The following is a 6,702-nucleotide window of genomic DNA, read 5'->3' as shown; positions in this document are numbered from 1 at the left end:
CTGATGATCAGCGCAGCAGCGCTGACAGCCTTTGGGATACTGGCAGTGAACAGTAAAAAAGCAGCCATTAGCCATAGCGAACAGGTAGAGAAAGAAAAACTGGCAAATGAGTCATGCTGTTAAAGCTATAGATAGAGCGAAATTTTCACATTTGCGTTGATTGAAAGCAAACAAAAGGCCTAGCGAAAGCTAGGCCTCTTTGCTGCTATTTGCAAACGTCATTATGCCGGGGAGCCTGATTTTATTCTGCTAGGTACGCAGCCAGTTGCTCCGCCGTCGGCAAGGCGGTCATCGCGCCCTTGGCCGTCGTTGCTAAGGCACCACAGGCGTTGGCTTGCTTGATAATATCAAGCAGGGTCTCTTTAGCTTGCCAGTTATCGACAGATACCAAACCAGCCAATAGGCCGCCAACAAACGCATCACCAGCACCTGTGGTATCTACAGGGCTAACCGGTTTACCGGTAACCAACTGCTGTTCATTGCCCTGAACAACCAAAGCGCCTTTCTTACCCTGAGTAACGATAACCAAAGGAAGCTGGTAGTTTTCCTCAAGGAATGCCAACGCTGACTGCAAGTCAGATTTATCCGTCAGGAACAACAATTCGTCATCAGAGAACTTCACCACGTCAGAAAGCGCGACAGCTTGCATCACGACGGGTTTCAATTCAGCAGGGTTGGCCCATACTTCTTCGCGCAAGTTAGGGTCAAAAGAGACATAGCCACCAGCGGCCTTAATCGCTTCCATTGCCGCTAATGTCGTACCGCGAGAAGGTTCATTGGCAAGGGCAATAGAACAAGCATGCAACCACTCACCTTGGGCAAAAGCAGGGACATCCTCACTCGAAGTGAATTGGTCGGCACTCGGCTTTACCATAAAGGTAAAGCTGCGCTCACCTTCATCGTCCAAATCAACAATCACCGTTGAAGTGCGGTGCTCAGCATCCAGCTTCATCAGGTCGGTGTTCACGCCTTCTTCAGACAGCACCTGTTTCATGAAACGGCCCAGCGGATCTTGACCAACACGACCAAAGAAAGCCGTTTCGCCACCAAGGCGGGCAATACCGACTGCAACATTTGCTGGCGCACCACCTGGGCATTTCAGATATGTCCCTTCCCCTTCAGGAATGAGATCAACAACCGCATCACCGGTGACCCATACTTTTGCCATGCTTTTATCTCCAAAATTTCATTCTGAGTCAATTATTGCTAAACCGATTTAGCTAAACAACCAAAACAGCGCTTGTTCAGGAATAAATGTGATCGGGGTTAAATTTCAGCGCTTACATCAATGATAGCGGCTAATCGGAATCGCCTGCGAAAGGATCAAAAACGCCTCGCTGGTTAATGGCGAGGCGTACAAGCGAAAACATTTCTAGATAAGACCGTTAGCCTTAATCTATTCTATTTTCTCATAAGTGTTCTGCATTTCTTCCGGTGCAATACCGTAACCGCCATCGGTCAGATAGCCATCTTTATAGACTTTCATGCCAGCGTCATTCCAATCGACATCGATAACCGCAGTTTCTCCATCGAGACTACCCAACAGGCTAAGGATATCTTCGGTGATCGGAATGGCTTTAATGCTTTTCACCCTTTTGAATGGCATAAAGGTGTCAAACATTGGTAACTCACCGTAAGTAGACTGCCATGTTTCCTTGGGAACCAACCATTCGTTGTAAACTGCGCCAACAACAGGCATAGGGTTGCGGGCAATCACAACATCATCCGTTACCGTGTTTTGGGTTTCCAATGCCGGCTTACCATCCTCTCCCGCGACGTAGGTAGGGAATTGCTTACCCATCTCAACCTTGTGAGGAAGCCTGCCCAAGGTGACAGCTTTCTTGCGGTACTTTTGTGCATCATCAAATTTAACCATGATTTCCGGCACAGCTTGGAACGTAACCGGCGCTGAATCTGAATCAACTTCTGTTGAAGCAAACACAGACCAAGAGGAAAGAAGCGCAAAAGTGCATGTCGCAAGAGAAAGCTTTCTCATTTTTAATCTCAACAGTAATCACAACGGGGATATAGTAATGCTTCAAAGGCCTATATGTCATGCGTTAACAACACAATCTTCACAAATGCCCTTAATACTGACACCCATCAAACATAGATATACATACCGTTGCATTGTTCATCTATTCATTAGATGATAACGACATTACCAATACCCTATTGGCATGCGGAGGTGGTTATGGAAAATCATGCTGCTTGGCTAAAATGGCTAATGCATACAATGACACTCGCTCCTTTAGCGCACCTCACTATCGGTTTGCCTGTCTATTTTATCCTGTTCTCAGGCTCTGTCGTCTATACTGCAGGTTTGTTATTGTTCGCTATCGCAACTATTCTTCCCTTCGACTTTATCCATTCATTGGCTCTTACCTATGCGGTTTCAGGTAAGCTATTGATTGGTTTCACCCTATATCAAGGCTGGCCGGTCCCGCTTGTTAGTCTGATCCCTGCTTTATATCTTGCCGTTCTACTGATCCTTCGATTTAAACTGAGAGAGACCAACTTCAGGCAGTGGGTTGCTTATTTAGTCGAAAATATCTGGCGCTCGATACTGCTTTCGCTCGTTGTCATGCTTATTGGGATTACATTCGGGTTATCCGTTCATTTTTGCGCTTCTCTCTCTGGGTTGAGTGCAGCAGCATATCTGTTTTACCGCGCATGCCATTTCTATGTACCGCTATGGAGCCAATTACTGAGAAATCACCTCAATAAAGCCCCTCATCAATCCAACCCATGAGCCTCAAAATACCGAGTTACAGCAGGTAGCAAAACATGGCGGTGCGTTTCTTACGCTATGCTTTTAAAAGCAAATAATGAGGGAGCGCACAATGAGTTCAACACCTAATCAAATCATGAACCGGCTAGCCTATTTAGGTTTAGTCCCGTTTGCCCTTAGCTTGATTTGCATTTGGGCTGACAAACCCTTGTTCGGCCTCAGCGCCTACAAGGTTTTTATCGCTTACAGCGCGGTTATCCTCAGCTTTCTATCCGGCATTTTGTGGGGCAATGCAATCGACCATATGAAAGCTAGCCTGAGTCGTAATGCCTTGCTGCTTAGCAACCTATTTGCGCTGATCGCCTGGGGCGTGTTACTTCACTCACCTGAAAGCTATGTATGGTCGGTTCTCGTTCTGTTATTTGGTTTTGTCGCCATTTGGTTTGCCGAGAAGAAAATACGAGAAGTAGAAAAAGAGAATAGCCCTGCAGACTACCAACCCATGCGCAACAAACTCACCGGGATAGTCGCCTTGTTCCATCTCGTTGCTCTTGCCAGTTAAAAGGATAAAAAAAGAGGAAGCCAAAGCTTCCTCTAATGTTATCAAGTTATTGTTATTTAACTAGGCGGCATTTCGCCTGCGGCAAGCGGATAGTGAATCTTGCACCACCGCAATCACTTTCACTGATATGTATTTCCCCTTGATGCAAAGAGACAACCTGGGCAACGATAGCCAGTCCCAAACCATGGCCTCCAGATTGCCGGTCGCGGGAAGTTCCCACCCGGTAAAACGGCTTTAAGACATTCTCCCGCTCTTCCGGCGGTATACCACAACCGTCATCATCTACCTGAATCGTCAATGCGCCCTCTTGGCAAAATACTTTGACAGAAATACAGCGTTTCGCGTAACGAAAAGCATTGCGGATAATGTTGGATACCGCCCGTTCCAAATGATGTGCGTCTACTTCGAAATAGCACTGCTCGGGGCACTCCAAGCTCAGAATTTGCTTCGTGTCCTTTTGGCAATGGGCAATCGTTCGCTGCAGTACCTCGGCAACATCCTGCTGCTTGAGCTGTAATGTCACTCCAGAACGTTCCATCTTGGCAAAGTACAGTAGCTCTTCAATCAGCGATTCCAACTCATCAATATCATCATAAATACCGGCAACATAACCTTTTTGCACGGAATTTAATGCTGACTCTTCCAGCAAATCTAGCTGACATTGCATTCGGAAAATAGGGGTTCTTAACTCATGGGCAATAGCATTGGTTAGATGTTTGTGGCTCTGGATCAACTCAGAGATTTTATCTGCCATCTGGTTGAAACGGGCATTGAGGCGTCCTACCCTATCACCGGCTTTCTCCGACGCCCGAACCTTAAAGTCGCCATCAGAGAAAGCCATGGTGGCCTCTTCTAACTTGCGAAAACGCCCGGATAACAGCCTCAGCATAATGGCACTATACAAAGCAAAGGTGGCAAAAAATGACGCCCACAACAGTTTGACCTCTAAATCCAGCATCTGCCAGAGATCTTCTTCAATATCCGGCTGGAGATAGTAAACCCACTGCTGATCGCCAAAAACGACCCAGTACTCGTTCTCATCATCAAACAGGGCGCCACGGCGGCTCAATTCGTTGCGCTCTGATTGCGTAAATCCGATTTCATCCCAAGTGAATTGCTGAAAGGTAAGATGACTTTTCTCAGCGTAACCCGCGAGTAGCTTATCAGCCTTTTGCTGCCCTCGCTGAGCAGCAACATCATCGAGGATCTGCATGACGCTAGATACATGGCTGATTTCCAACTCAGCTTCATAGTCAGTTGTCAGCTCTTGGGTCACATAGGAGAATGCCAAAATGCAAAGGAAGAAAAGACCTGATAACCCAACGAAAAACTCGAGATAGAGGCGCTTCATAGACTCTCCCTACCAGCGATCTGGCACGAACAGGTATCCTTTGCCGCGTACTGTAATGATCTTCCTTGGTAGAGACGGGTTATCGCCTAGCTTCTTGCGTAGGGTAACGATCTTATTGTCGATGGTGCGGTCCAGACCATCATATTTTATACCGCGGGTTTCCAGTACCAAGAACTCACGGGTTAACACTTCATCAGGGTGACAGGCTAGCAACCACAAAAGGTTAAACTCACTATCAGTTAGGCTCACCGCTTCTCCGTTCATCTCACAACTGCGGCTACGGTGATTCACAGTCAGTGAGCCATATCGATGCTCCATTTCATCCGATGACACTGCAGCGCTCTCTTCACTTTGAGCTGAATTCGAGTTATTCAATTCACGGCGCAACAGCATTCTGATCCTCGCCAGCAACACACGTGGCTTGATTGGCTTGTTAACAAAATCATCACCGCCGACTTCTAGCCCAGCCACATGATCGATATCGTCATCGCTTGCCGTCAGGATCATGATTTTACTCTTCACCTTGCCACGGATCTTACGACAAATACTCAGCCCATCCATGCCAGGTAACATAAGATCCAACACCACTAAATCCGGTTGGTGGTTAATGATCACATCAGGCGCTTCCAGCCCATCGTGTACTGTGATCACTTCAAACTGCTGTTGCCGAAGGTAATTTGCTAATAGCTCGCACAGCTTCTCGTCATCCTCGACCAACACAATCTTTAACATGCAACCAACCTACACCAAATAAAACAACGTTCAAAAAGTGAGGATACACAATTTACGCTCCTATTTCGATAGGTTATAGGATCAAAATTTAACATCCATGTAAGCTAGAGTTGATATTGCTTATATCCACCACGCAAGAAGAAATTCGGTTGCACACATACCGTTTCCCCGTTTGGTGCCACAGCACTGACACGGTCCGTTACGCGTTCGTAGCGGTATGAGTCAGGAAATGTCCAGCCACGACTTATTGCATTGCGCTCAAACTCAAGCTGCTTCTCTAGCATCGACTTCAGTGCGCCAGAATAAGAGTTCAAATAGGCATTTAAGTCGCTATCGCAGAGGGTATAAAGAAACTGCTTCCTGTTAGTTTCAAAGTCTAGCTTAGCGCCACCACCTTGCCTGAATTTACTCGGTGGAATGGAATAGCCTTTTCCATTGGGAGAGACAAGCAAAACGTGCTTGCCTGTACCCGTATACTCATAGTTTTTATGGAAAGTCCAACCGCGATCAATCACGACCAACTCAAAATCTTTTTGTGCTTTTAATGCTTTCTTACCTGAACCTGCCCTTGACGCTAGCAAGGCATTAAATTGATACTCAGGCAATTGATAAACAGTTTTACCTTCAATATATTTATTCATCGTTAACTCGTTGAGCAATTTAATAACTACTGATTAAATGTCTGATTACTTATTTTTACATTTACCCGTGAATCACGGCAGCGGTTGGATAACCAGAGTAGCGTATATTTTTCTAATTTAATGCTGGGTATTATGAGGTATTGAATTGACATCACTGCCTCTATATCAAATATTTACCTCCTTTTTTGTTCTCGCTCGACTTCCGTCATATGAACGAATTTTTTATAAATGTCCTGATCTTCTGCAATAAGTTTCAAGACTTTCTTCGTCAAGCCCATTGGGACCCTGCGGCCCAACTCCCAGCTATATAATGTATCTTTACTGACAGAGAGTATTCCAGCAAACTCAGCCACAGACAGTTGTAACCTATTCCGTAGATTACGGATTTCAGTATTATCCATCCTCAATTTCCAATTTTTCTCTATTAATGAAGACTGTAAATCGCACTTAATTCACGATAAAAGTCAATGAAAAGACATCGATATTTGCAAATTTATTCATTTATGAAAGTAGTCAGGGGCTTACCTGACTTGTCGGTAGCGTAAGTCGGCAACTTGAAATGAGTATTCGCTACTTGACTTGAGGTATACAAACTCCAACAGCCCATTATTCCCTACATGGACTTATCGAATACTGGGTAGTTTTCCTGACCATCATATTTAACATTGCTGTAATAACTAAGTAC

At 45.5% G+C, this 6,702-nt stretch carries 8 protein-coding genes; 2 read left to right on the top strand and 6 right to left on the bottom strand.

From position 1 onward, the window contains the following. Window positions 1-241 precede the first annotated feature (241 nt). Complete coding sequence (locus tag BIZ37_RS28805; protein WP_187464461.1) at window positions 242-1,168, bottom strand: aminoimidazole riboside kinase; 927 nt, start codon at window positions 1,166-1,168, stop codon at window positions 242-244. Between the two features lie 228 nt (window positions 1,169-1,396). Next, a complete protein-coding gene (locus BIZ37_RS28800; RefSeq protein WP_222939879.1) occupies window positions 1,397-1,996 on the bottom strand; it encodes a hypothetical protein in 600 nt (199 codons plus the stop codon). Window positions 1,997-2,194: 198 nt separating this feature from the next. Here BIZ37_RS28800 and BIZ37_RS28795 point away from each other — a divergent pair, with 198 nt between their 5' ends. Both BIZ37_RS28795 and BIZ37_RS28790 read left to right on the top strand, forming a co-directional pair. Beyond that, on the top strand, window positions 2,195-2,752 hold the full coding sequence (locus BIZ37_RS28795; protein WP_187464460.1) for a hypothetical protein: 558 nt from the start codon (window positions 2,195-2,197) through the stop codon (window positions 2,750-2,752). Between the two features lie 91 nt (window positions 2,753-2,843). After that, window positions 2,844-3,293: a DUF3429 domain-containing protein gene (locus BIZ37_RS28790; protein ID WP_187464459.1), complete on the top strand. Its 450-nt coding sequence runs from the start codon at window positions 2,844-2,846 to the stop codon at window positions 3,291-3,293. Between the two features lie 52 nt (window positions 3,294-3,345). Here the strand turns inward: BIZ37_RS28790 and BIZ37_RS28785 are convergent, their stop codons facing one another. The 4 genes from BIZ37_RS28785 to BIZ37_RS30325 form a co-directional block, all read right to left on the bottom strand. Further along, window positions 3,346-4,644 carry an ATP-binding protein gene (locus tag BIZ37_RS28785; protein WP_187464458.1) on the bottom strand — a complete coding sequence of 433 codons (1,299 nt, stop codon included), beginning with the start codon at window positions 4,642-4,644 and terminating at the stop codon, window positions 3,346-3,348. Between the two features lie 9 nt (window positions 4,645-4,653). Then, window positions 4,654-5,376, bottom strand: coding sequence for a response regulator (locus tag BIZ37_RS28780; RefSeq protein WP_187464457.1), 723 nt, complete (start codon window positions 5,374-5,376; stop codon window positions 4,654-4,656). 104 nt (window positions 5,377-5,480) lie between these two features. Continuing rightward, a complete protein-coding gene (locus BIZ37_RS28775; RefSeq protein ID WP_187464456.1) occupies window positions 5,481-6,017 on the bottom strand; it encodes a hypothetical protein in 537 nt (178 codons plus the stop codon). A gap of 173 nt (window positions 6,018-6,190) precedes the next feature. Further along, window positions 6,191-6,418, bottom strand: coding sequence for a DNA-binding transcriptional regulator (locus BIZ37_RS30325; protein WP_222939878.1), 228 nt, complete (start codon window positions 6,416-6,418; stop codon window positions 6,191-6,193). Window positions 6,419-6,702 lie beyond the last annotated feature (284 nt).

This window comes from Photobacterium sp. BZF1 (assembly GCF_014349205.1).
Classification (GTDB): Bacteria; Pseudomonadota; Gammaproteobacteria; order Enterobacterales; family Vibrionaceae; genus Photobacterium.
This window is presented reverse-complemented; position numbering and strand designations above follow the sequence as displayed.

What these genes read in the sequence shown, in the direction of transcription:
- BIZ37_RS28805 (WP_187464461.1), bottom strand. Translation starts at nt 1,168, where the DNA reads ATGGCAAAAGTATGGGTCACCGGTGATGCGGTTGTTGATCTCATTCCT.
- BIZ37_RS28800 (WP_222939879.1), bottom strand. Translation starts at nt 1,996, where the DNA reads ATGAGAAAGCTTTCTCTTGCGACATGCACTTTTGCGCTTCTTTCCTCT.
- BIZ37_RS28795 (WP_187464460.1), top strand. Translation starts at nt 2,195, where the DNA reads ATGGAAAATCATGCTGCTTGGCTAAAATGGCTAATGCATACAATGACA.
- BIZ37_RS28790 (WP_187464459.1), top strand. Translation starts at nt 2,844, where the DNA reads ATGAGTTCAACACCTAATCAAATCATGAACCGGCTAGCCTATTTAGGT.
- BIZ37_RS28785 (WP_187464458.1), bottom strand. Translation starts at nt 4,644, where the DNA reads ATGAAGCGCCTCTATCTCGAGTTTTTCGTTGGGTTATCAGGTCTTTTC.
- BIZ37_RS28780 (WP_187464457.1), bottom strand. Translation starts at nt 5,376, where the DNA reads ATGTTAAAGATTGTGTTGGTCGAGGATGACGAGAAGCTGTGCGAGCTA.
- BIZ37_RS28775 (WP_187464456.1), bottom strand. Translation starts at nt 6,017, where the DNA reads ATGAATAAATATATTGAAGGTAAAACTGTTTATCAATTGCCTGAGTAT.
- BIZ37_RS30325 (WP_222939878.1), bottom strand. Translation starts at nt 6,418, where the DNA reads ATGGATAATACTGAAATCCGTAATCTACGGAATAGGTTACAACTGTCT.